The organism is Streptomyces sp. NPDC086835 (assembly GCF_044745705.1).
GTDB lineage: Bacteria > Actinomycetota > Actinomycetes > Streptomycetales > Streptomycetaceae > Streptomyces.
On sequence record NZ_JBIVAU010000007.1, the window covers coordinates 244,832 to 268,658 of the forward strand.

Consider the following 23,827-nt stretch of genomic DNA (forward strand, 5'->3'; position numbering starts at 1 on the left):
CCGCCCCGGCCGCGGCCCGCCGCGCGCCCGCCCGCCTCCGCCGCCCCCCCGCCCCCCGCGGCCCCCCCCCCCCCCGCGCCCCCCCCCCCCCCCCCCGGGGGGCCCCGCGGCCGCAACGGTGTGTACGGGCGGCCTCGCCGTGAGGATCGGCCGCCGGGACGCCGGGGCGTCCGACAGCGTCGGTGAGAGGCTCGACGAAATGGACACGACCCGTGCACGACCGGAAATGGCGGTCCTCGTCGGACTGCAGGCGTCGGGGAAGTCGACCTTCTACAGGAAGCACCTCTCCGGACGCCACGCGCTGGTGAGCAAGGACCTCTTTCCGCGCTCGGCCCGGCGCAAGCAGCTTCGGCAGATGCGGCTCATCGAGGAGCTGCTCGCGTCCGGGACATGGGTGGCCGTCGACAACACCAACCCCTCGCCCGACGAGTGGACCCCGCTCATCCGCCTCGCCCGTACTCACGGTGTCCGGGTGACGGCGTACTGGTTCCCCCCTGACGTCACCGGTTCCCTGCGGCGCAACGCGGCGCGTGAAGGGCGGGCACGGGTGCCCGACGTCGGGATCCACGCCACGCGCGGCCGTCTGCGCGAGCCGACGACCACGGACGGCTTCGACGCCGTGGTCGAAGTCCGGTTCGACGGGAAGGGCGGCTTCGTGACGAGGCCCCTCGGGACGCCGGACTGACCAGCGGCAGACCCGCCGGCCGGTCGGCGTCGGCCGTCCAGTGTCACCGCGGCCCGGGAGGTCCGCGGTCCCCGCTCGGCGGGCCGGCTCCTCCTGGGCGGCCCGCCTCGCTCCAGCGCGACTAGCCCTCGTAGTCCTCCGGCTTGACCCCGGCGTCGTCCAGTGCCTCACGCATGGTGCTCCCGGACGGCCGGCGTTCCTCCTGTGCCGCGTTCCGGCCCTGCTGGGCCTCTGTCGCCGGCTCCTCGGCCGCCGCCGATTTCTCCGTGACGACCTCGTCGGTCGTTCGCGTCTTGGGCCGGTTCTCCTCGGGCACGGTCATCGTGGCGCTCCTCCCGTTCGATCATCGCGTCACGCCGCACCGGGTACCCGGAAACCGCACGTCGAACACGAGCCCCTCATGGTGCCGTGGTCTCGGAGGTGATCATGTCGATCACCGCCCTGAGGCCGCCCTCCGCGAGCGCCCGCCGCTGGCGGTCGGCGGGGGTGCCCTGCTGGAGAAGCCGATGCACGAGCGAGATCACCTCGCGGGTGTCACCGGCGGCGTCCAGCGCGGGCGTGATGTGCTCGATCAGTTGCGCGACGACGTCACCGGCACTGCGGCGCTCGCCCGTCGCCGTGATCAGGTGACCGCTGAGGCCGTAGCGGGCGGCCTGCCAGTTCGCCGCCTGCATCATCTCCGGAGCGATGGCGGGCGCCGGAATGCCCGCCGCCGTTTCGTGGATGGCGGTGACGACCAGTGCGCGCACGATCCCGGCGAACATGACCGCTTCGTCGGCCCGCAACTGCACATCGGGGCACCGCACCTCCACGGTGGGGAAGCGGTCGGACAGCCGGACCTGCCAGTACAGCTGTCCCTTGTCGGAGATGATCCCGCTGCCGAGCAGTGCGTCGATGCGCTCCCTGTGGTCGGTGAGGTCCCGGAAGGCGGGCGGGGGGCCGCTCACGGGCCAGCGGCCGAAGATCAAGGTGCGCCAGCTGGCGAAGCCGGTGTCCTGCCCGTCCCACAGCGGCGAGTTCGCGGACATGGCGACAAGGACAGGCACCCACCCCCGCAGCCGGTTCAACACGGCTACGCCGACTTCCGGACTGGGGACCCCCGCATGGATGTGCATGCCGCTGACCAGCTGTTCCGCGACCAGTTGCGGGGCCTGCACCCGCATCGCGCGGTAGCGTGCCTGCTCGGTCACCGGCGCGGTGACCGGCCCTCTCCTCGGCGGTGTCCCGCACGCCGCGAGTCGGCACCCGTGGGCCTCCGCGGCGGCGCCGACCGCGTGCCGCAGGCGCAGCAGGTGCCCGCCGGCCTCCTCCAGCTGGGTGCAGACGGAGGTGGCGACCTCGATCTGCACCTGCAGCAGCTCGGACTGCAGCTCCTTCTCGTCGACGAGCGGTTCGAGGCCCGCGGCCGCACGCACCTGCTCGGCCATCGGTACCGGCACCCCCGTCTCCGCGTCGAGCAGCAGGTACTCCTCTTCCACGCCCAAGGTCACCGGCTCCATGGGGGTCAGTGTCGCGGGACGGACGCCGTGATCAGCGGACGACACAGTGATTTGCCCGAAAGCAGGCGCCCGAAGCGCGTCCGAGGGCCGAAGCGGCCCGGCCCCGGATGTGGCAGAAGCCACTGCCGGCCCGTGACCCACACCATTTCCCCAGGTGACCGCCGGGCATAGCGTGGCCGCGCACATCGCTCCCCAGTCACACATCGGACGCCACAGTGCACGCAGACCTGACCTCGCTGATAGCGGCGACAGCCCAGTGGATGTCGCGCGCCTTCCCGTCGGGAGGTGGCGTGATGGATTCCGCCCTCTCCCACGCGCAGGCGCATCAGGCGGTGACCCTGGCCGCTTCGCTGCGCTATCCCACGCCCGTCGACGCGGCTCTGGTCGCGGTCACGGGGGCGGGAGGGTCCGCCCGGCTGGACTGGATCACCGGCTCCGACGGGGCGGGGCTCGACGACGACGAGGAGTACGCCTGGCGCACCTGGGTGGACGAGGTCGTCGCCAGCTGGGCGGCCTGTCTGCTCGCCGACCCGGAGCTGGCGTCGACGGCGGTGGCCGCGCTCGGCGACGGCGGGGACGGCGACGGAACGCCGTCCGGGTTCCGCCGCCTGGTGGAACCGGATGAGCACGACCGGCGCGCCGGTGCCCTGCTGCGCCACCCTGACCTGCTCGAACCCGTTGCGGACCTCCACCGGTCCGCCCTCCTGTCCCGCCTGTGCGCGGGGCCGGCGATGACCGCCTGAGCCTGCCCCTCACCTGCGAGGACACGCGGACCGGCCCCCACTCCCCCGGCCTCCTCCCAGGCCCGCGGTGCCCGGCGTCCACGCGCCGGACATCGCAGCTCGATGGCGTTCGTCGTCATGATCCGGCACGGTGAGGGTGGGCCGCCGCACGGTCACGACAGGGCGCCGCCGTCCCTCGGGTGACCTGCTCGCGGCCTGTCGCACACATCCGGTGGGCCGAGCCGGGCAAGAATCGAGGGGACATGAGCCAGAACAACGCAATGCCCACCTTCGAGAGCATCGAGGCGCTGACGGAACTGGTCATGGCCCGGCAGGGGCTGTACGTGCGGTGGTCACGCGGACCTGAGCCGGACCTGGGGTCGGTGTCCAGCACCGACGACCTGACGGGCGCTCCCATGCCAGGCTTGTCCGCCAGTCCGCTGGACGTGGAGTCCTGGTGGGGTGACCGGCCCGTACGCACCTGGGTCGCCCGCCGGCTGTACGACTACTCCCATCTGCCCCGGGTCAAGGACGAACGGGCCCGGCCGTGGGTCCTGCACGGCCGGGAAGCGGGCCGCGGTCCGGACAACGAACCGCTTGTCCGCGATGTGGAACCGCTCGGCTGGATCGCCGACGACGTCATCAACGAGGCGACGGCCGTGATCGAGCGGCAGCCGGGGCGCTGGGGCCCGCTGGACCGCGACGCGCAGACGCCCTGAGAGGCCGGGGCGCATCACGGCACGCGGACCGGGCAGGCTCAGACTGGAGATCGCCATGCGGCGAACGGCATCGGAGGCAGTGATGTTGTCCCACGCTTTCGAGGACGGCGTTCTGGTCGTCACCCTGCACAGCGCCACCGACATCGGCCGAAGATCGGCGTTGTCGCAGGAGATCAGCGACCTGGTGCACGCCTATCGGCCGAGTCCGGTCGTCATCGTGCTCGAGGAGCCGGCCACCGGCGGCGTCACCGTCAGCGCCGTACTGAAGGCCCATCGCATGTGCAACCACCTCGGTGTGCTGATGTCCGTCGCCACGCACAGCGCGCCGACGCGCCGCCTTCTCGAGGCGAACGCCGACACCAGTGGCACCCGGCTCGTCGTCCACGCCCGCACCGACACGGCGATCCTCTCGGCCTTGTCGGCGGCGGCCTGACAGCGACGCCCGCGGGGGCGGAACCTTCCGGCGGACCGGACCGGCTCCTCCCGGGGTCCGGGGTTCACCTCGTACGGCGGGGGCACCCGGGCGGCACGGACGCATCAAACGCCCGGAGCCGCGGGGGCGACCGGGCCGAAGGAGACCGTATGTCCGCCGCCCCGGGCCTGCCGGTCAGCATCGACTTCATCGGCAACGCCACGACCTTGATCCGCTACGGCGACCTGACGCTGCTGACGGATCCGAACTTCCTGCACCGCGGGCAGCACGCGTATCTCGGGTACGGCCTCGTCAGCCGCCGTCTCACCGAACCCTCGATCGGAGTCGGGGAGCTGCCCCAGGACCTGACCGCGATCGTGCTCTCGCATCTGCACGGTGATCACTGGGACCGTGTGGCCCGCAACCACCTCGACCGTTCGCTGCCCGTCATCACGACGCCGCACGCCTCCCGCCGCCTCCGCCGAGTGCACGGCTTCCGCCGGGCCGACGGGCTCCGGACGTGGCAGAGCCACACACTGATCGGCGAGGAGGGCAAAGCGACCGTGACGGCCCTGCCCGGCCGGCACGCCGCCGGAGCCCTGCGGGCCCTGCTGCCGCCGGTGATGGGCAGTCTGCTGGAGTTCGGCCCGCCGCGAGGTCCGGCACACCTGCGGCTCTACATCTCGGGCGACACTCTGCTGTTCGACGGAATCGACGCCATCTGCCGCCGGTATCCGGACATGGACCTGGCGGTGCTCCACCTCGGCGGCACCCGTCTGCCGGGCGGCTTCCTCGTCACCATGGACGGCGCACAGGGCGCGGAGCTCGCCGAACGGCTGCGTCCGCGCTGGCTGCTGCCCGTCCACTACGAGGAGTACACCGTGATGACATCACCGCTGGCCGACTTCCTCCACGCGGCCGAGGAGCGGGGCCTCGGTGAACGGGTCGTCCACTGCCGACGCGGCGGGCGCGCCGTCGTCGTACCGGGCGAGCGGCCCGTCGTCCGCCCGCCCGCACCCGGCGCGGGCGCACGGCCATGACCGCACCGGTCAGAGATTCGAAACGCGTCTGTCAGTACGAAGGAGTCGCAGCGGCGTTCCACCGCCCGCCGGTACGTCGGCTGACGAAGGACCGGACGCGCTCCGCGGAGCAGGCCGTTCAGCCTTCGACGCCGGTCGCGGTGTGCGCCGCGCCCACGGGCTTGGACTCCGGCGATCCGCGTTGCCGCAGGAAGATGGCCAGGACGGCCATGGAGCCGATGGCGAGGAGTTCGGACTGCCAGTTCTGGAGTGTCCGGCTCCAGAAGTCCGCGGAGGAGAGATAGTCGGGCCAGCTGGTCGGGGCCTGGAGCCCGCGCAGCTGCTGCTCGTTGTAGGAGGCGACGCCGGCGACGGACTGGGCCAGCCACGACAGCAGGAAGATGGTACCCATGACGATCCCGAGGGAGCGCGAGTAGAACGTTCCCCGCCAGCCCCTGACCGCTGCCCAGCGGGGCGAGTCTTCTCTGGCGTGCTCTCCGACCATCTGGTCCTTGTCCGACTCGATGCCCGCCTTGTGCAGTTCCTTGGATTCGGGTGAACCGCGTTGCAGCAGCCAGACGGTGGCGAAGATGTAGAGGAAGAACTGAAGGTACTCGGACTGCCAGTTCTCGGTGACATCGACAGCGAAGTCGGAGGAAGCCAGGTAAGCGCCGAAGCTGACGGGCGCGAGACCGTCGGCGATCAGCTGGTTGTCGAACTCCGCGTGTCCCGCCACCGCCTGCCCTGCCAGGGCGAGCAGGAACGCCGCCAGGAAGACCAGGCCGAGGCTGTTGTGGTGCAGGAACCGCCATACGGGGTGCCGGGGCGATGCGGAGCCCTCGCCGTCCGTGGACACGGAGCTCATCGGTGCATCAGCCCCAGCGCCATGAAGTACGCGAGACCGCCGGCGATCAGCACCAGGGTTCCGATGAACATCGTTCTCATGGCCTCATTCACCCGCCCTTGAGTTCGCACCGGTACGGCCGGCCCTCACGGGGTGTGCATCCGGCCGCTGTCACTTTCCAGCCGGTCGGGAAGTGGGAGAGGAACACCGTGTCCTTCTCGAGTACGACACGGGCCTGATCGCCGTACACGTCGACGCGCCGCACCGCGCCGGCCTCTGTCAGGTCCGCTTCGCCGATCGCTTGCTCGCAGCGGCTCTTGGCCGACTGCTCCAGCTCTTCCAGGGTCTCCGGCGCGAGGGCGGCGCACGTGCGCGCGAACTGATCGGCGCCCAGCGCCTGTTCGAAGCCGGTCACCTCCGCGGTGACGTCGTCGCGCCGCTCGTCGAGCGAGCCGCAGGCGCTGGTCGCGAAGACGAGCGCTGCCACGGCGACCGCCCGGCCGCACCACCACCGTTCTGACACACTGCCTCCCGGCCGACTCAAGGCAGGCCGCGCCCACCGGGTCGAAGACGTGGACAGCGGCTTCCCGCCCATGAGACGCCCGGTCCCCTGTCCCCGCAATCCAGAGCCGTCCAGGGAGAGGCACTCATCCGGACACGGATTCGATCCGACGGTTCGTCGGCCGGTTCGGCGCGGCGCCCGCGTCGTCCGCGGGCACCTGCAACCCGCACGTCGGGGAGGCGCTGCGCCAAATTCTGCGCAGGCTGCCCATGGCGCTGTGGGCGCGAAGGCCGTTGCCGGCCGCTCTGGAGTCGGCGGCCCGCCGTGTGGACCTGACGGGAGGCGCCGCCGCGGCGGGGCCCGAGGAGCTGACCGTGCGACCTGCCGCACGGTCGCCGGGATGAGTCCGGCCGCGGGACCTGCCTGTGTCTTCTCGGCGGGAGGTGTCTCGGGCGTCGGGCGAGGGCCGGCTCGTACGTCCAGCGGAGCAGCGCTCCGAGCCCGCCGGCGGGGCCGGCGTCGTCTCTGCCGCGTTCTGGTCCCAGGTGTTCTCCACCTTGAGCTGGAAGTGCCGCTCGGACCAGTCGGCGGACCCGGTGCGGTGCACCGGACGGTCCTGGCCCTGGACCTGACCGGCGTCCTGCGGGCGGCCCGCCCCGCGGAGCTCGCAGTCGGTGCCGGTCCTGTCGATGTACGCCACGAGACACGCGGGATCCTGGCCGGCCGGCTCCACCAGAGGTGTGATGCGGGGCAGGGGCGCCCAGCAGGCGATGTGCTGCCAGGCGGCTCCCGGCCGGCCAAGGACCTCAGGTCGTGACCGTGGGGGCGGGAGGGGTCCAGCGAGCAGTGCGCGCGGCGGTGAGGCCGTAGTCCTTCTTGAGCTCCTCAGGGATGGCGTAGTGCATGATGCGGCCGCGCGTGAGGGAGCTGAGCTCCAAGAGCGTGGTGAAGTGACCCAGGCGGTCCAAGGCCCAGGCCCCGAGCGGCGAGCGGTCCTCGATCGATTCGAGGATGCCCAGCAGGGCGGGGGCCGCCTTGACCGCCGTGTCCCAGGCAGTGCGGGGCACCTGGAGCCAGTCGGCGCAGGTGTCGCCGATGAGGTAGCGGATCAGGGCCCCTACGACGGGATCGAAGAGGGTGCCGGGGACGACCTCCTCGTAGAGGTCGATGAGCTGGCGGGTCAGATGGGCCCCTTCGTCGCTCGGGCCCATGTACCGGGTCATGTACAGGTCGGAGAAGTGGCGGGCCTGGTGGAGATCCGCCGGGGCGTGGTCCTGGTCGACACCGAGCATGGCGCCGACGACGCGCCAGGCGTAGTAGTACGACTCCGCCCCCTCCGTGCTCATGTGGATGCCCAGCCGGTGCAGGGCGTCGAGCACCTGGATGGAGAACATCATCTGGCCGCCGATCATGTCCTCCTGGCAGATCGGCGTGCCGAGGCGCTCGATGTCCCAGCGGCCCTCGCGACGCAGGTGGTGGCGGACGGAGGCGTGCAGCAGCCGCACCTTCTGCGCGGCGGGGATGAAGCGGCTGCCGGCTTCGAAGGCACCCGGCTGCATGAGGTAGACGGTGAACTGGCCTGTCTCCGCCATGCGCTTGGAGGGGTACTTCAGCGAGTGCGTCGCCGTCAGCAGCCTGGCGACATGGGGCAGGACGTAGCAGGCGGGCATCGCCGCGAACGACAGGGCCGTGGAGATGTGGACGTTGTTGTCGATGAAGAACATCCTCGCTCTCTCCATCTCCTCCCAGTCGACCCAGGACGGCGGGGCACCGGTCTGGTGGAGGTACTCACGCGCCACGTCGGGCAGCCCGTCCGGCAGCGGTGCGCCGGCCGTGGAGACGTAGCGCATCAGGGTGTTGAACGTGCCGACCTCGCCCCGTTCGAAGAGGGCGGCGACGGTCGCGTCGGCCAGTTCGTCTCCTGCCGTCCGCAGGGCGTCGAGGGACTGCTCGGTGTAGGTCATCACGGCTCCTTCGTGGGCCAGACGCGGCGATGTGGGCCGGGGTGGTGGATCGTCAGTGCAGGCGTACGGTGGCCGCCCGGGCGAGGTCGCTCAGCGCGCGGGCGGCATCGGCCGGCAGGCGGGTCTGCTCGAGGGCGTCGAGTGCGGCACGGACCCGGCCGCTGATCATGTCTTCGACACGGGCGGGCGCCTGGGTGCGGTGCATGATCTCCCGCACCCGCGCGAGTGACTCCTCGTCCGGGGTGCCGTTCCCCAACAGCCGTCCGAGCTCCGCGCGTTCTGTCGCGGTGGCTTCCTGCCACGTCTGCGCCAGCAGCGCGGTGGGCCGGTGCGCCGCGATGTCGTCGGCGTTCGCCTTCCCCGTACGGCACGGGTCGCCGAACAGTCCGAGGAGATCGTCGCGGAGCTGGAACGCCTCCCCCAGCGGCACCCCGTAGTCGGAGAGCGCTTCCCGAAGGTCGTGGGAGGCCCCGCCCAGGGCGCCGCCGATGCGGAGAGGATGCTCGACGGTGTACTTGGCGGTCTTGTAGCGGATCACCTTCAGCGAGGCGGCGGTGTCGGGGCGGGTACCGGTACGCAGGATCTCCAGGCACTCCCCCGCGACGAGTTCGCGGGCCAGGACCGCCCACAGCGGCCGCGCCCGGGACAGATAGGCCGCGGGCAGACCGCAGACGGTGAACAGCTGCCCGGCCAGCGACATCAGCAGATCACCGACCAGCATCGCCAGCGACCTGGCCGCGGCGCTGGGGCGGGGGCTCGCGGCCACCGCGGTGCGCAGGGCGACGTGCGCGGTGGGCAGCCCGTGCCGCAGGGGGCTGTCGTCGATCAGGTCGTCGTGGACCACGGCCGCGGCGTGCAGCAGTTCCAGGGCCGCGGCGGCGCGCACGAGGGCGTCACTGTCGGGCTGGCCGGCGGCACGCCAGCCCCAGTAACAGAAGGACGCCCGGAGCCGCTTGCCCCGGCTCGTGGCGATCCGCAGCTGGTCGGCGACCGCGGCGAGGTCGGCGTCGACGGCCAGGAGGTGGTCGATCTCCTCCTCCACGAAATGGAGGAGGACCTCGTCCACCCGGGCCTTGAACGCGGCTCGCTCACCGTTGTCAGACATCGCCGCGACCACGCACGGCGGTCACGTGCCGGGCCAGCAGCTCCATGTGCGGCGGTGAGGTCGGGGCGTAGCGGTCCAGGGCGAGGCGGCCGCGGGCCTTGATGTCCTGCCGCCCCTCGTCGGCCAGTTCGGCCACGTCGGCGCGGCGGAGCAGCCCCCGTAACCCGTGCAGCGCGCCGCTCACCGTGCTGACCGCCAGGTCGGCGACGCCTGCGGCCAGCAGCACCACATCGTTCGCGGCCTGACCGCGCCCGTGTCCGGTCCCCTGCATCGGGCCACCCCTCCCCCTCGGCCCGCGCCCGCCGTCCGGGCGGCGCGGTGGCCGTGTCTGCCCGGGCGGAGGTGGTCCGCCCGCTGTCCTCATCGGAAGGGTGTCGAGACGCGTGGAGCGCCGCGACGGAGATCACCGAAGGAATGACGTACCGAACTGCCGTTCACCCGAGGTCCCTGCCGGCGCCATGTGCTCCGGCAGGGTCAGGAATGAGCCGCGGCCCTCACGGGAGAGCGCTCGCCCGCCGTCACGCGGCCGTCGGTGGAGGTGGGCTGGTTCGACGTGCCCAACTGCTGCTCGTGGTCGTACATCTCGAGCGCGGCCTTCTGGTCGTCGGCGCTGTACTCCTGGCGTTCCTTCCAGGTGCAGAACCGGGCCGAGTGGTTGACCGAGCCGCGGTTCCACTTGCCGTGACGCCGCTCCGCTCTCAGGACACCTCCACCCCGACGCAGCAGTCGGCCGGCGCCTCGCGGGACTCACGAGGCACCGGCCGGGTCTGCGGTGGTGGGCCGGGCGGTCAGTCGCCCGGCCTGCCGGACGGGCGAGGTGGGACCCCTCGGCCCGCCCGGTCGGGCCGCGCGTCAGCGGCGGTGGTCACGGCCCCAGGACTCGGTGTCGACGGTGTGGCCGCGGTGGTCGCGCAGCGTCGCCTTGTCGGAGCGCTCGTCCCACACCGAGTGGTGGCGGTCCTGGTACAGGTCGGTTCGGGTGTCGCGTCCGAAGCCGGTGTGGACACGGACGGTCGAGCGGCCGGCGAGACGGTAGTCGTCGAAGCGGTACCGGTTGCCGTCGCGGTCGCGCAGGGTCCAGCCGTCGAGGTCGACCGTACGGCGGCTGTTGTTGGTGATCTCGACCCATTCGGCGTTCAGTGCCCGGTTGGAGCGGTGGTCGCGATCGCGGTCGCGGTCGCCGGTCTGCACGGCGCTGATCTCGACCCGCGCGTCCTGGCGGTGCCGGCGGTCCTCGTCGTGGGCCGAGGCCGGCAGCGCGACGGCCGAGACGACGGCACCGGCGGCGAGAACGGTCGCCGCGATACGACGGGAGGTTGAAGCAGCAGACATAGGTGATGTCTCCTCGAAACTGTGCGCCACCCGCTGTGAGAGCGGTGGTGGCGGTACGGGTCACCGGCCCGTGACGAGCCGGCGGACCCGACTCTGCGGCCGCGGCGGGGACAACGGCACGGCGACCCCGCCGAGTTACCATTTGCGGACATTTCCGTAACTGTCGACGCGCGGATCGCACTCACGAGGCCGCCGTGACCCTGACATTCACTGACCGGTACATCGACCGCTCATGAGCAGCGGGAAGTCCATGCCCACCGCCGCGCACCACAGGGCGCGCCACCCCGCGCACCACCCAGGACATCGACTCCCGCGCCGGTAACAGCAGTTCTGCACGTTTCTTCGCACATCCGGCCCGTCATCGCACGCCCGCCCCAGCCGCACACACCGGCACGAGCACAGGGACGGCCGCACGGGTTCGGGCGGCCGTGACCGCCACGGACCCGTACACGACCGGCACAGGTGCTACCGAGGCGCTCGCGACGCAAGACGATCGGACATGTGGGCAAGACGGTCGGCCATTCAGCGGCTCTTTCGATCTCCCTACGGTGAAGTCACACACCGAATCCACAGGGAGATCCTGATGCGCGCTGTCATGCAGAAGTCCTTCGGCGGCCCCGAGGTACTCGAGGTCGTCGAGACCGTTCGTCCCCGCCCACTGTCCGGGGAGGTGCTCGTCCGGGTGCGTGCCGCCGCGGTCAACCCGGTCGACGCCGCGGTCAGGTCGGGCGCGTACCCGCTGCTCGGCGAGCCGCCGTTCGGTGTCGGTTGGGATGTGTCCGGTGTCGTCGAAGAGGCGGGCCCGGGGGCCCGGTTCGCGGTGGGCGACGAGGTGTACGGGATGCCGTTCTTCCCTCGCGCGGCGAACGCGTACGCCGAATACGTCGCCGCCCCCTCGCGTCAGGTCGCCCTCAAGCCCGCGTCGCTGAGCCATGTGGAGGCCGCGGCCCTGCCCCTCGCCGCACTCACCGCCTGGCAGGGGCTGGTGGACGCGGCGGCCGTGAAGGCCGGTGACCGGGTCCTGATTCACCGCGCGGCCGGCGGCGTCGGACATCTCGCCGTGCAGATCGCCAAGGCGCGGGGCGCGCACGTGACCGCGCTCGCGAGCGCGGCGAGGCACGAATTCGTCCGCGGCCTGGGCGCCGACGAGGTGATCGACTACCGGACGACCGACTTCACCGAGGCGGTGCGGGACGCGGACGTCGTCTTCGACTCCACCGCCCAGGGCGCGCGTTCGCTCCGGGCGCTGCGTCCCGGGGGCATGCTCGTGAGCATCCTCGAGCACGGTGACGCCGAACTCGCCGCCGCGGTCGAGGCGGTCGGCCGGCGCTTCGCCGGGGTGATGGTGGAACCGGACCGCACGGCGTTGGAGGCGATCGCCGCGCTGGTGGACGAGGGCCGGCTCCGTCCGCACGTCGAGGAGACCTTCCCCTTGGCCGAGGCCGGCAAGGCGCACGAGCTGATCGAGTCGGGGCGGGTGCAGGGCAAGGTCGTGCTGACCGTCTGACACGGATACCGGCCGCCCTCGTCCTCGGGGGCGGCCCGTATCGTTCCCGGCGGAGAAGGGAGCGGCGATGGACATCCTCACCGAGGCGCTGGCCTCCATGCGCACCGGCAGTCCCGCGTCCGTCCGTACGGACGGACGCGCGCCCTGGGGGCTGCGGCTGCCGCCGGTCGCGGGCGCGGGATTCCACGTGGTGCTGCACGGCAGCTGCTGGCTCGTCCCGCTGGACGACACACCGCCGGTCCCGCTCGGTCCCGGTGACGTGATCTTCGTACGTGACGGCCGCGGCCACGTCCTCGCCGACCATCCCTCGACGCCGGCCGAGGAGGCGCTGCCCGAGCAGTACAGCGACGGGTCGCCCATCGGTTCCGTCTCCCTGGGCGGCGACGGCCCGCGCGCCAGCCTGCTGTGCGGCAACTACCACTTGGACCAAGGGCGTCCGCATCCGCTCGTCAGCCGACTGCCGGCGATCTTCCACCTGCCCACCCGGCACGGCCGCCATCCGGAGCTCAGCGCCGCCGTCCAGCTGCTGGGGGCCGAGCTGGACAATCCGCGCATCGGCTCCGACGGCATCGTGCCCTCGCTGATCGACTCGCTGCTCCTGTACATCCTGCGCGCCTGGCTGGACGACCAGCCGGCGGACGCCGCTCAGGGCTGGGCCGCGGCGCTGCGGGACACCGCGGTCGCCCCCGCGCTGACCGCGATCCACCAGGCGCCCGAGACGCAGTGGACGGTCGAGTCCCTGGCCGCCCGGTCGGGTCTGTCCCGGGCGGCCTTCGCCCGCCGCTTCAACGTGCTGGTCGGCGAGCCGCCGATGGCCTACCTGACCCGCTGGCGCATGACGACCGCCGCGCGGTTGCTGCGTGAGTCCGACGTCCCGCTGACGGCGGTTGCGGCACGGACCGGCTACGGGTCGGAGTTCGCCTTCGCCAAGGCCTTCAAGCGGGAGTTCGGGCTCGCGCCCGGCGGGTACCGGCGCCAGGCCCGCGCCGCGTGACGCCTGCCGCTCGCCGCGGGCGGCCGGGCGGGGGTTCCGGGGGCGCGGGCGATGCCCGCTTCGGGAGCAGTCGGCGGAGAGATACCGGGGCGTCAGGAGATCTGGGCGCTCTGCAGCCGCGCGTAGGCTCCGCCGCGTGCCAGGAGTTCGCCGTGGGTGCCCGCCTCCTGGACGCGGCCGTGCTCCAGGACCACGATCCGGTCGGCGTTCTTGATGGTCGACAGCCGGTGGGCGACGATGAACACCGTCCGGCCCGCGACCAGCCGGGCCAGGGCCTGCTGGATCAGCGCCTCCGAGCGGGCGTCGAGAGCCGAGGTCGCCTCGTCCAGGACCAGCACGCGAGGGTCGCGGATCAGTGCCCGGGCGATGGCCAGCCGCTGACGCTGACCTCCGGACAGGCGGGCCCCGCGCTCACCGACCACGGTGTCGAGGCCGTGAGGAAGCCGGTCGACGAACTCCGCCGCGTTGGCGTCGGTCAGTGCCCGGCGGATGGCCGGCTCGTCCACGTCGGGCAGCCCGTAGGCGACGTTGTCGCGGATGCTGCCCTCGAAGAGGATGGACTCCTGCGGGACGACGGAGAGGAACCGCCGGTAGCTGCGCAGATCCAGTTCCGCGAGGTCCCGGCCGTCGAGCAGGATCCGTCCACGGGTCGCGCGGTGGAACCCGAGCACAAGATTCAGCACGGTGGACTTGCCGGCGCCGGAGCCTCCGACGAGGGCGACGGTCTGTCCGGCGGGAACGGTGAGGTCGAGGCGGTCGAGAGCCGGGCGGTCCCCTGCGTCGTAGGTGAGGCTCACGCTCTCGAAGCGGAACTCCCCCGCCACGGCCGCCACATGCTCCTTGCCGTCGTTCTCCTCCAGGTCGGGGGCCTGGAGGACCTCGCCGACGGACCGTACGGACTCGAGCGCCTTGCCGATCACGGGCGCCAGGGTCAGCAGGGTGGTGACGGAGCCGGTGAGGCTGGAGAAGTAGGCGCTGAGCATGACCACGTCGCCCGGTGTGATGTCGAGCCAGCCGTGGTAGGCGACGAGTGCGGCACCGGCCAGGCAGCCCATGCCGAGGGTGTTGAGGACCATCCAGGACAGCGAACCGAACCGCCCGTTGAGCAGATCCAGGCGTGATCCTTCGCGCAGCACCGTGTCGAGGTCATGGTCGACCCGGCGCAGGGCTGTGCGCTCCAGACCGTGGGCGCGGGTGATGGGAATGAGTGTCGTCATCTCGCTGACGCTGGACGACAGCCGCTCCACGGAGCGGCGGAAGGAGGCGTTGCGGTCCCGCAGACGGGACCGCAGGGTCACCACGATGAGGGCGGAGGCCGGAACGAGGACGACGAACACGGGCAGGAAGGCGGGGGTGACGACGGCGATGACGGCCAGCCCGCCGGTGAGGGTGGCCGCGGCGGTCAGGCCGTTGTCCGCCGTCTGCTGCACGCCGGTCTCCAAGGTCTCCACGTCACGGATCACCTTGGCGTGCAGGACGGAGGAGCTCGTGCGGGTGTGGAAGCCGATGGACAGTTGCTGCATGCGCTGCACGAGTGCCGAGCGCAGATCGCGGCCGACGCGGCGGACGGAGCCGTGCATCCAGTGCACGTAGAGCAGATGCAGCGGCAGGTTGAGTGCGAGGACGACGAGCATGACGGCGCAGTTCCACCACAGCTCGGATATGGGGCGCTGTTCCACGACGACGTCGATGATGTTCGCCGTCACCGGCGGCAGCAGCCACACGGGGGCGTGCTTGCCGAAGAACACGACAACCGCGCCCGCCATACGGGTGCGTTCGGGGCGGAACAGATAGCGCAGTGTGCGGACGGGATGCTCACCGCGGTACCGGTGGTCGAGCGGACTCTCCGGCGTGGCCATCGGCGGTCTCCCCTTTCCTGGCGGCACACGTCTTTCATGGCCGAACTCGTCACCGTGTATCCGGGCGTGCCGCGGCGCGGGTGCGCCGCGGCTCTGCGCGAACGGTGGTGCTGCTACTTGGTCGCGCCCTGGGCGAAACCGTTGTAGATGTACCGCTGGAGGAACAGGAAGATGGCCAACGTCGGCAGGATCACCAGGATCGCGCCGGCCGAGATGTTCTCCCAGTGGGCCCCGAAGGGCCCTTTGAAGCGGAACAGGGCGGTGGAGATCGTGCCCAGTTCCTGGGACGGCATGTAGAGGAAGGGGATGTAGAAGTCGTTGTAGACGGTGATCCCCTTGATGATCACGACTGTCGCGATCGCCGGCTTGAGCAGCGGCAGGATGATTTTGCGGTAGACGGTGAAGGAGTTCGCGCCGTCCAGCCGGGCGGCTTCGTCGAGGGAGACGGGGATGCCCCGGACGAACTGCAGGAAGATGTAGATCGAGACGATGTCCGTGCCCATGTAGAGCAGGATCGGGGCCCACCGGCTGTCGAACAGGCCGAAGCTGTTGACCACTTGGAAGGTGGCGACCTGCGTGGTGACGCCCGGGACCAACGTGGCGATCAGGAACAGCGCCATGACGAGCTTCTTCGCACGGAAGTGGAAGCGGTCGATCGCGTACGCGGTCATGGAGCCGATGATCACCGTGCCGGTGATGGAGAAGAGCAGGATGAACGCGGTGTTGCCGAACGCGGTCAGCATCTTCCCGTCGGAGAACGCCGTCGCGTAGTTGCCGAAGTTGAGCCAGTCCCCCGGCAGGGAGAGCGCACCGCCGTCGGCCACCTCGCCGGAGGTCTTGAGCGAGGTCATGAGGACGACGACGAGGGGCAGCAGGACCACCAGCGAGGCGGCGACCAGCGACAGATACACCAGCGCGGGACCGATCCGGCCCGCTCGCGGGGTCCGCCGGGCCGTGTCCGTCCGCCGGGGAAGGGGCCCGAGCGGTGGCAGGTTCGTCTGCGGGGCCGTGGTCATACGAGGTCCACCTTGTCGTCGGGTACGAGACGGCGCTGTATCCAGGTGATCAGCAGGATGATCAGGAGCAGTACGACGGCGGCGGCGGAGGCCAGCCCCGTCTTGTTGAACTGGAAGGCGAGCTTGACCGTCTGGATGACGAAGGTCGAGGTGCCGGTCGCGCCGCCGGTCATGATGTAGGGGATCTCGAAGACCGAGAGGGACCCGGAGACGGCCAGGATGATGCTCAGGCTCAGCACGGGCTTGATGCTCGGGGCGATGATGTGCCGGAACTGCTGCCACCTGCTCGCGCCGTCCAGTTGGGCGGCCTCGTAGAGCTCGCCGGGGACGGACTGGATCGCCCCGAGGAACAGGACGAAGTTCAGGCCGGTGAAGCGCCAGACGGACACGCCGGCCAGTGAGGTGTTGGCGGAGGTGGGGTCACCGAGCCAGGCATGGTCGGTGTCGGCGCCGAACCAGGAGAGGACCGAGTCCAGGGTGCCGCCGGCCTGGAAGAAGTACAGGAAGACGAAGCCGATGGCCACGCCGTTGATCAGGTAGGGGAAGAAGAGAATCCCCTTGAACAGGTTGCGGAAGCGGAGGTCGAAGCTGAGCACCGTCGCGAAGTACAGCGCGATGACGATCTGCACGACGGACGCGGCGAGGTAGTAGAAGCTGACGAAGAACACCCGGAACAGCTCAGGTCGGGTGAAGATCTGGGAGTAGTTGTCGACCCCGGTGAAGTTGCGGTCGGGGCTGATGCCGTCCCAGTCGGTGAAGCTGTAATAGATCATGTTCCCCACGGGGACGTAGGTGAACGTGATCAGCAGAACCAGAGGCACGGCCAGGAACATCCATGGGGTGATCCGGCGCAGCGTCCGTCCCCGCCCCCGCCGGTTCGGCGTGCCGTGAGGGGAGCTCGCCGTCCTGTTCCTGCGCGAGGAGGTGGCGGCGCGCGGCGGTCGCGCGGCCGCCGTCTTTGTCGTCTCGGTCATGTCGGGCCTTTCGTCGTCCGCTGATGCGCGGCAGGCGATGGGCCCCGGCCGGTGTGGTGCGGCCGGGGCCCCGCCTCCGCCGTCTGTCAGGAGCCGGCGGTCTTCGCTGCCTCGTCCCACCTCTTGTCGAGGTCGGCGAAGAAGTCCTGGAGGCTGCCGCTCTGGGCGCCGCGGGCGATGTCGACCAGCTTCTGCCGGTAGTCGGGTGTGTTGAGACCGATCTCGGCCGCGTTGTCTATGGCGTTGACCTGCCCGGTCCTGGTCTCGGAGCGCTCCACGAAGGTGACATCGTTGTCAACATAGTCTTTGAGCGTGTCGGGCATCGGGGCCGACTTCACGGTGGGGACAGCACCTTCCTTCGCGGAGTAGCCGGACTTCTCCGTGAACCAGTCGATCCATGCCCGGGCCGCTCCCTTGTGCTCCGAGTGGACGTTGACGGCCTGCTGGTAGTCGGACACGACCGTGGCGCAGAACTTGCCGTCCTTCTGTACGGGGAACGGCATGAAACCGATGTCGTCCGGCTTCGCGCCCGCCTTCTCGGCGGCATCCCTCATCTGCGTGATCGACCAGGATCCCAGCATCATCGTGCCGATCTCCCCCTTGGCCACCATGCCCTTGGAGGCTTCCCAGTTGGTGGTGTTGGGGTCCTTCTCGGACAGGGCGCCCTTGACGATGTCATGCAGGAGCGTGTCGCTCACATTGAGTTCGCCGCCCTGCTTCCAGGGGGAGACAGGGCCGGCCAGCTTGTTACCGGCGCCGCCGTCGCAGGTGACGGAGCCGAGGTTGCCGCCCCACTGGACCAGGGGCCAGCCGTCCTTGAAGTTGGTGTAGTACGGCACCGCGCCGGTCCTGGACTTGATCGCCCGGAGTCCGGCGAGGAACTCCTCAGGAGTGGTGGGCCACTTGGTGACGCCGGCCTTCTTCCAGACCGACTTGTTGTAGACGAATCCGTTGGCCGTGCCGAACTGGGCGATGCCGTAGACCTTGCCGCCGACGTCCGTCTTGTCGCTGAAGCGGTACTCGGCCGTCAGTTCCTTGGCGGGACCGAGGGGTGCGAAGAACTTCGGGTAGTCGTTCTTGGACACGGCGGCCGGGATCATGAGGACGTCACCGTAGTCATCGGTGTTCATCCGGATCTTGACCTCGCCCTCGTAGTCGGTGAGGCCCTCGAACTTCACCTTGACCTTGGGGTAGGTCTTCTTGAACTCCGCCGCGTACGCGTCCATCGCGCCGTTCTGGACGAGATCGGTGCGGTGCGTGAGGACGGTGATCGTGCCGGACACCTCGTCCGGGTCGGCGGGAACCGTCGCTGTCTCGGCGGAGGGTGTTCCTCCGCCACTGCACCCCGCGACGGTCAAGGTCGCGACGGCGAGAAGCACGCCCGCGAGCGTCTTCTTCTTTCCCATGTGCCCAACTCCTTCAGGATTGCGGCTCAGTCCGGGTGGGATGTCGGCACTATGGCAGGCGCGAAGTGAACCGGTAAAGCTCTGATTTCCACCACGATGCCTAATCGTTACCAGCGAACGCTCTTGAAGTCGCCCAACAGGGTCCGGAACGGTCGACTGATCGAAGGAACAGGAACTTGACCGGTTTATGGACAGGATCTGATCACCGGGTTAGGTTGTGCGACGTCGTACATCCACGGCCTGAGTCAGGCGATTGGAGCCGCACCATGAAGGACGTCACCCAGCTCACCGAGGGGTGGAGCGTGCGCCATGAAGAGGCGCTGCTGCCGGCTCGGGTCCCCGGCTGCGTCCACACCGATCTGCTGGCCGCCGACGTCATCCCCGACCCCTTCATCGGACTCAACGAGACCGAGGTCGCCTGGGTCGGCCGGCGCGGGTGGACCTACCTCACCGACCTGGCACACGACAGTGCCCACGAGCGGACCGACCTGGTCTTCGACGGCCTCGACACCGCCGCGCTGATCACCCTCGCCGGCCAGGAACTGGGCCGTACCCGCAACATGCACCGCTCCTACCGCTTCGACGTCACCGGCCGCACCGGGCCCCTGGAGGTGTACTTCGCCTCCGCCTACGAAGAGGCGGAGGCGGTCCGTTCCCTGACCGGGTCCCGGCCGAACGTCTATCCGGAACCCTCGCAGTACATCCGCAAGATGGCGTGCAGCTTCGGCTGGGACTGGGGCCCCACGCTGGTGACCGCCGGGATCTGGCGGCCGGTCCGCCTGGAGCACTGGTCGACCGCGCGCATCGCGCGGGTCCGCCCGCTGGTGACCGTCGCCGACGGCACCGGCCGGGTGGAGGTACGGCTGGAGGTGGAGCGCACCCGCCGGGGCGAAGGACGGCAGCTCACGGCCCGAGCGACGGTCGCCGGAGTGCAGGCCGAGGTGACCTTCGAGGGCGAAGCGGCGGTGCTGGAGCTGGAGGTGGCGGACCCGCGGCTGTGGTGGCCGCGCGGCTACGGCCGGCAGCCGCTGTACGACCTCGAGGTCACCCTGTCCGACGAGAGCGGACCGCTGGACGGCTGGCAGCGCCGCGTCGGCTTCCGCCGGATCGAACTCGACCGCTCGGCCGACGAGTACGGCACCGGCTTCACCCTCGTCGTCAACGGCGAGCGGATCTTCGCGCGCGGGGTCAACTGGATCCCCGACGACGTCTTCCCCTCCCGGATCACCCCCGAGCGCTACCGCGCCCGGCTCGAGCAGGCCGCCGACGCCAACGTCGACCTCGTGCGGATCTGGGGCGGCGGCATCTACGAGGACGACGCCTTCTACGACGTCTGCGACGAGCTGGGCCTGATGGTCTGGCAGGACTTCCTCTTCGCCTGCTCCGCGTACCCGGAAGAGCAGCCGCTGCGCGGGGAGGTGGAGGCCGAAGCCCGCGACAACGTTGTCCGACTCATGCCGCACCCCAGCCTGGTGCTGTGGAACGGCAACAACGAGAATCTGTGGGGCTTCAGGGACTGGGGCTGGGAGCGCGAGCTCGCGGGCGACTCCTGGGGCGAGGGCTACTACCTCGGCCTGCTGCCCCGTCTGGTCGCCGAGCTCGACCCCACCCGCCCCTACACAGCGGGAAGCCCTTGGTCCGGCTCCTGGGACCACCACCCCAACGACCCGGCCCACGGCACCTTCCACTCGTGGGAGGTGTGGAACCGCCAGGACTACGCCGAGTACCGCACGAGCGTCCCGCGTTTCGTCGCCGAGTTCGGCTGGCAGGCCCCGCCCGCGATCGCGACCCTGCGGCGCGCGCTCCCCGGTGAGCGGCCGGCGCCCGACTCCCCCGGCATGCTGCACCATCAGAAGGCCGAGGACGGCAACGGCAAACTGAACCGCGGTGTCGCTCGCCACTTCCCGCTCCCCGACGACGACTTCGACCGCTGGCACTACCTCACCCAGGTCGTCCAGGCCCGTGCCGTCGCCGCGGGTATCGAGCACTGGCGCTCCCACTGGCCCGTCTGCGCGGGCACGGTGGTCTGGCAGCTCAACGACTGCTGGCCGGTCAGCTCGTGGTCGGCGGTCGACGGCGACGGCAGGCTCAAGCCCCTCCACCACGAGCTGCGCCGCGTGTACGCGGACCGGCTGCTCACCGTCCAGGCCGGTGACGGAGGCCTGACACTCGCCGTCGTCAACCAGTCCCCCACCGTGTGGCGGACGTCGGTGACCCTGCGCCGCCTGGAGGCGGACGGCACCACGGTGCACAAGGGCGTCGTCGATGTCACCGCGGAACCACGCTCGGTCGTGCGGCTGCCCGTCCCGCCGGTGCTCGCACCCGCGGAACGGTCCGCGAAGGAGTTCCTCGTCGCCGACGCCGACGGCCTGCGCGCCCTGCACTTCCCCGCCCCCGACAAAGATTTCGCCTACCCGCGGCCCCGGTACGACATCGCTGTGGAACCGGTTCCCGGCGAGAGCGATAGAGTCGACGTCGTGGTGAGCGCACACACTCTGGTCAGAGACCTCCTCCTCCAGGCCGACCGGCTCGGCCCCCGAGCCACCGCCGACCAGGGCCTCACGACGCTCCTGCCCGGCGAGCGGACCCGTATCAAGGTCAGCGGCTGCGGTTCCGTGGACGTCGAGGACGTGCGGGCCGCCCTGTTCAGCGTGGACGTGATGTGACAGGAACGACTCGCGTCACGATCAAGGACGTCGCCGCCCGTGCCGGTGTCTCCAAGGGGGCGGTCTCGCTCGCCTTCAACCACAAGCCGGGCGTCTCGCAGGCCACCCGCGAGCGGATCTTCGCCGCCGCACGCGAACTGGGCTGGGCGCCGAACCTGACCGCACGCAGCCTCTCCAGCCAGCGGGTCGACATCGTGGGGCTGGCCCTGTGCCGGCCCGCCCGGCTGCTCGGCCTCGAACCCTTCTACATGGAATTCATCTCGGGCATCGAGAGCGTCCTGGCAGACCGCTCCTGTTCGCTGCTGCTGCGCCTGGTACGGGACCTCGACGAGGAGATCGACCTCCACAAGACGTGGTGGCGCAGCCGGACGATCGCCGGAGCGATCCTGGTCGACTTCCACGACGACGACCCGAGGGTGCCGGCACTTGAGGCCGTCGGCCTGCCGGCGGTCGCCGTCGGACATCCGTCCCTGACCGGGTCCTTCCCGGCCGTCTGGACGGACGACGCGACCGCAGCCGCCGAGGCGGTCCGCTATCTGGCCGCGCTGGGCCACCGCCGCATCGCACGCGTCGGCGGCCCGGCCGGGCTGGGGCACAGCTCCATCCGGGCGGCCGCCTTCGAAGCCACGATGCGCCAGCTCGGACTGGAGCAGGGCCGGCAGATCTCCACGGGGTTCGACGGCAAGGAGGGGGCCCGCGCCACGCGGTCCCTGCTGCTGTCCGCGGACCGGCCCACCGCCATCGTGTACGACAACGACATCATGGCCGTCGCCGGCGCGGGCGTGGCGGCCGAGATGGGGTTCGTCATCCCGGACGACGTGTCGCTGCTGGCGTGGGACGACTCCCAGCTGTGCCGGATAACCCATCCGACGCTGTCGGCCATGAGCCACGATGTGCACCACTTCGGTGCGGAGGTCGCTCGCACGCTGTTCGCGGTGCTCGACGGGACGCACAGCGGGGCGCTTCAGGTGCCCACTCCTTCGCTCACCCCTCGCGGCTCGACGGCGCCCGCACCGCAGCGCACCTGACTCGGCGGACATGCTCCAGGGCCCCGACCTTCCCGGTCGGGGCCCTGGAGCGTTCCGGTGCCCGGCAGGACCTGTGTGCCCGTCAGCCCTTCGTGCAGGAGGCGCCGTTGAGGGTGAAGGCGGCGGGGATCCCGTTGGCGCCGCCGGAGGAGCCGTTGAGGCCGAAGCTCACGCTTCCGCCGGCGGGGACGGTCCCGGTCCAGGACTCATGGGTGGCGCGGACCTGTGTCCCCTGCTGGACGACCTTGGCGTTCCAGGCCGAGTTGACCCTCTGGTCACCGGGGAAGGCGAAGTCGAGCTGCCAGCCCTTGACGGCGGTGGCGCCGGTGTTGCGGATCGTGACATCGGCGTTGAAGGAGCTGCCCCAGTCGCTCAGCCGGTACGTGACCTGGCAGCCGCCGGCTGCCGGGCCGCCGGTGAAGACGCCGGCCTCGCGTGCGGTCTGCTTGATCCCGTCGGCGCCGTTGAAGATGCGCTGCCCCCAGGGACTGAGCTGGGAGGCGTCGAAGCCTTCTGCCATGTCGAGGTACTCGACGCCGCCGCCGTTGCCGCTCCAGGACCAGCCCATGTAGCCGACGTCGAGCTGCTCGGCCGTCGCCATGATGGCGTCCTCGTCGGGGTTGCCGTCCGAGTGGGCGTCGCCGAATTCGCCCACGAGGATGGGGAGTCTGTTGGACACGAACCGGCTGAGGTAGTCCCTGACCTCGGTCGCGGTGTCGAAGACGCCGTACATGTGGATCGAGAACATGGTGTTCCGGTCCGGGTCGGCGGCGAAGACGCCGGCGGCGTTGTCGCGCATGGTGAACGACCAGTCCTGGCCCCAGTTCGGCGCGTCCACCATGAGGGTGTGGTCGAAGCCGGCGGCGCGCAGGCGCTTGATCGCGTCGGTCGTGCCGGACGTCCAGGCGCTGTATCCGGAGTTGCCGTAGGGCTCGTTGCCGATGTTCAGGATGACGTACTTCTCCTGGCCCTTGACCGCCGCCTGGACGTCGATCCAGTAGTCGACCGCGCGGGAGAGCGGAACCGCCGCACCGGCCTCGCCGTACCCGGTCGTGTCGTGCGCCTCGAGGACGCAGACGAGCCGGTTCGCCTTGCACTGCGCGACGACGTTCGCGACGTCGGCCGCGTCGTTCCTGGTCCACTGGTCGCCCGTACTCAGCACGACCCGCACGGAGTTGGCGCCCAGCGCCTTGATGTCCTTGAGTGCTTGCGACGTACGGCTCGGGTACCAGGTGTGGGCGTGGTTGACGCCCCGCAGGACGAAGTCGTTGCCGCCCGCGTCCAGCAGCCGGCCTTCGCTGATGTGGAACCCGGACGCAGTGTCCGCCGAATGGGCCGGGGCGGGGGCGGCGAACAGCGTGGCGGCCATGGCCAGCAGCGCTCCCGCCACGGTGGCCAGTTTCCTTCTCATTGTCTGCTCCCAACGTGGTTGCACGCACGACACGGGCACGGCGGCCCGGGTGCGCGGCACTGTCATGTCCTTCGGACGCTCTTGTCCCCCTGCCGCAATCCACCGGATTCCGGATTCGGAGCTGTCCGTCCGGAATTCCACAGGCATGGCGATGAATACGTCG

At 70.6% G+C, this 23,827-nt stretch carries 24 protein-coding genes; 10 read left to right on the forward strand and 14 right to left on the reverse strand.

Annotated elements, in window-relative coordinates:
• The first annotated feature begins 199 nt into the window (after positions 1–199).
• Positions 200–685: an AAA family ATPase gene (locus tag ACIPJI_RS23350; RefSeq protein WP_402248509.1), complete on the forward strand. Its 486-nt coding sequence runs from the start codon at positions 200–202 to the stop codon at positions 683–685.
• A 121-nt stretch (positions 686–806) separates the two neighbouring features.
• Here the strand turns inward: ACIPJI_RS23350 and ACIPJI_RS23355 are convergent, their stop codons facing one another.
• Positions 807–1,007 carry a hypothetical protein gene (locus ACIPJI_RS23355; protein WP_356619350.1) on the reverse strand — a complete coding sequence of 67 codons (201 nt, stop codon included), beginning with the start codon at positions 1,005–1,007 and terminating at the stop codon, positions 807–809.
• A gap of 76 nt (positions 1,008–1,083) precedes the next feature.
• Positions 1,084–2,184 (reverse strand): glutamate--cysteine ligase, encoded by a 1,101-nt coding sequence (locus ACIPJI_RS23360; RefSeq protein WP_307709998.1) that lies wholly within the window; start codon positions 2,182–2,184, stop codon positions 1,084–1,086.
• 215 nt (positions 2,185–2,399) lie between these two features.
• Here ACIPJI_RS23360 and ACIPJI_RS23365 point away from each other — a divergent pair, with 215 nt between their 5' ends.
• The 4 genes from ACIPJI_RS23365 to ACIPJI_RS23380 all read left to right on the forward strand — a co-directional run bounded on the left by ACIPJI_RS23365 (position 2,400) and on the right by ACIPJI_RS23380 (position 5,077).
• Entirely contained in the window at positions 2,400–2,927 is a 528-nt protein-coding gene (locus ACIPJI_RS23365; protein WP_402248511.1) for a hypothetical protein, read from the forward strand.
• 242 nt (positions 2,928–3,169) lie between these two features.
• The gene (locus tag ACIPJI_RS23370) at positions 3,170–3,625 is read left to right on the forward strand and encodes a DUF6098 family protein (RefSeq protein WP_402248513.1); all 456 of its coding nucleotides are present in this window, start codon (positions 3,170–3,172) and stop codon (positions 3,623–3,625) included.
• An 82-nt stretch (positions 3,626–3,707) separates the two neighbouring features.
• Complete coding sequence (locus ACIPJI_RS23375; RefSeq protein ID WP_356619342.1) at positions 3,708–4,058, forward strand: hypothetical protein; 351 nt, start codon at positions 3,708–3,710, stop codon at positions 4,056–4,058.
• Between the two features lie 149 nt (positions 4,059–4,207).
• Positions 4,208–5,077: an MBL fold metallo-hydrolase gene (locus tag ACIPJI_RS23380; protein ID WP_356619340.1), complete on the forward strand. Its 870-nt coding sequence runs from the start codon at positions 4,208–4,210 to the stop codon at positions 5,075–5,077.
• Between the two features lie 118 nt (positions 5,078–5,195).
• Here the strand turns inward: ACIPJI_RS23380 and ACIPJI_RS23385 are convergent, their stop codons facing one another.
• From ACIPJI_RS23385 to ACIPJI_RS23410, 6 genes are all read right to left on the reverse strand, one after another.
• On the reverse strand, positions 5,196–5,921 hold the full coding sequence (locus tag ACIPJI_RS23385; RefSeq protein ID WP_356619338.1) for a DUF6766 family protein: 726 nt from the start codon (positions 5,919–5,921) through the stop codon (positions 5,196–5,198).
• A gap of 88 nt (positions 5,922–6,009) precedes the next feature.
• Complete coding sequence (locus tag ACIPJI_RS23390; RefSeq protein ID WP_356619336.1) at positions 6,010–6,423, reverse strand: hypothetical protein; 414 nt, start codon at positions 6,421–6,423, stop codon at positions 6,010–6,012.
• 124 nt (positions 6,424–6,547) lie between these two features.
• A complete protein-coding gene (locus ACIPJI_RS23395; RefSeq protein WP_402248516.1) occupies positions 6,548–7,135 on the reverse strand; it encodes a hypothetical protein in 588 nt (195 codons plus the stop codon).
• A 73-nt stretch (positions 7,136–7,208) separates the two neighbouring features.
• Complete coding sequence (locus ACIPJI_RS23400) at positions 7,209–8,366, reverse strand: oxygenase MpaB family protein (protein ID WP_356619334.1); 1,158 nt, start codon at positions 8,364–8,366, stop codon at positions 7,209–7,211.
• A 52-nt stretch (positions 8,367–8,418) separates the two neighbouring features.
• Complete coding sequence (locus ACIPJI_RS23405) at positions 8,419–9,471, reverse strand: polyprenyl synthetase family protein (protein ID WP_402248518.1); 1,053 nt, start codon at positions 9,469–9,471, stop codon at positions 8,419–8,421.
• Complete coding sequence (locus ACIPJI_RS23410) at positions 9,464–9,742, reverse strand: polyprenyl synthetase (protein WP_356619330.1); 279 nt, start codon at positions 9,740–9,742, stop codon at positions 9,464–9,466. The genes ACIPJI_RS23405 and ACIPJI_RS23410 overlap by 8 nt, the downstream gene beginning before the upstream one ends.
• A gap of 261 nt (positions 9,743–10,003) precedes the next feature.
• Between ACIPJI_RS23410 and ACIPJI_RS23415 the strand changes: the two genes are divergently transcribed.
• Complete coding sequence (locus ACIPJI_RS23415; protein WP_356619328.1) at positions 10,004–10,156, forward strand: hypothetical protein; 153 nt, start codon at positions 10,004–10,006, stop codon at positions 10,154–10,156.
• A 167-nt stretch (positions 10,157–10,323) separates the two neighbouring features.
• Here ACIPJI_RS23415 and ACIPJI_RS23420 read toward each other — a convergent pair whose 3' ends face one another.
• Positions 10,324–10,803: a lamin tail domain-containing protein gene (locus ACIPJI_RS23420; RefSeq protein ID WP_402248520.1), complete on the reverse strand. Its 480-nt coding sequence runs from the start codon at positions 10,801–10,803 to the stop codon at positions 10,324–10,326.
• Positions 10,804–11,386: 583 nt separating this feature from the next.
• Between ACIPJI_RS23420 and ACIPJI_RS23425 the strand changes: the two genes are divergently transcribed.
• Positions 11,387–12,310 carry an NADP-dependent oxidoreductase gene (locus ACIPJI_RS23425; protein ID WP_356619324.1) on the forward strand — a complete coding sequence of 308 codons (924 nt, stop codon included), beginning with the start codon at positions 11,387–11,389 and terminating at the stop codon, positions 12,308–12,310.
• Positions 12,311–12,377: 67 nt separating this feature from the next.
• Positions 12,378–13,304 (forward strand): AraC family transcriptional regulator, encoded by a 927-nt coding sequence (locus ACIPJI_RS23430; RefSeq protein WP_356619322.1) that lies wholly within the window; start codon positions 12,378–12,380, stop codon positions 13,302–13,304.
• 92 nt (positions 13,305–13,396) lie between these two features.
• On the opposite strand, the gene ACIPJI_RS23435 is transcribed toward ACIPJI_RS23430, so the two are convergent.
• The 4 genes from ACIPJI_RS23435 to ACIPJI_RS23450 form a co-directional block, all read right to left on the reverse strand.
• Positions 13,397–15,163, reverse strand: a complete 1,767-nt coding sequence (locus ACIPJI_RS23435) for an ABC transporter ATP-binding protein (RefSeq protein ID WP_402248522.1) — start codon at positions 15,161–15,163, stop codon at positions 13,397–13,399.
• A gap of 113 nt (positions 15,164–15,276) precedes the next feature.
• Positions 15,277–16,179: a carbohydrate ABC transporter permease gene (locus tag ACIPJI_RS23440; RefSeq protein WP_402248524.1), complete on the reverse strand. Its 903-nt coding sequence runs from the start codon at positions 16,177–16,179 to the stop codon at positions 15,277–15,279.
• On the reverse strand, positions 16,176–17,153 hold the full coding sequence (locus ACIPJI_RS23445) for a carbohydrate ABC transporter permease (protein ID WP_402248526.1): 978 nt from the start codon (positions 17,151–17,153) through the stop codon (positions 16,176–16,178). Before ACIPJI_RS23445 ends, ACIPJI_RS23440 begins: the two co-directional genes overlap by 4 nt.
• Before the next feature lie 86 nt (positions 17,154–17,239).
• Entirely contained in the window at positions 17,240–18,559 is a 1,320-nt protein-coding gene (locus ACIPJI_RS23450; RefSeq protein ID WP_402248528.1) for an ABC transporter substrate-binding protein, read from the reverse strand.
• A 266-nt stretch (positions 18,560–18,825) separates the two neighbouring features.
• Here ACIPJI_RS23450 and ACIPJI_RS23455 point away from each other — a divergent pair, with 266 nt between their 5' ends.
• Entirely contained in the window at positions 18,826–21,225 is a 2,400-nt protein-coding gene (locus ACIPJI_RS23455) for a glycoside hydrolase family 2 protein (protein WP_402248530.1), read from the forward strand.
• On the forward strand, positions 21,222–22,253 hold the full coding sequence (locus tag ACIPJI_RS23460; protein WP_307709981.1) for a LacI family DNA-binding transcriptional regulator: 1,032 nt from the start codon (positions 21,222–21,224) through the stop codon (positions 22,251–22,253). The genes ACIPJI_RS23455 and ACIPJI_RS23460 overlap by 4 nt, the downstream gene beginning before the upstream one ends.
• Positions 22,254–22,335: 82 nt before the next feature.
• Here the strand turns inward: ACIPJI_RS23460 and ACIPJI_RS23465 are convergent, their stop codons facing one another.
• On the reverse strand, positions 22,336–23,664 hold the full coding sequence (locus ACIPJI_RS23465; RefSeq protein WP_402248532.1) for a cellulase family glycosylhydrolase: 1,329 nt from the start codon (positions 23,662–23,664) through the stop codon (positions 22,336–22,338).
• Positions 23,665–23,827 lie beyond the last annotated feature (163 nt).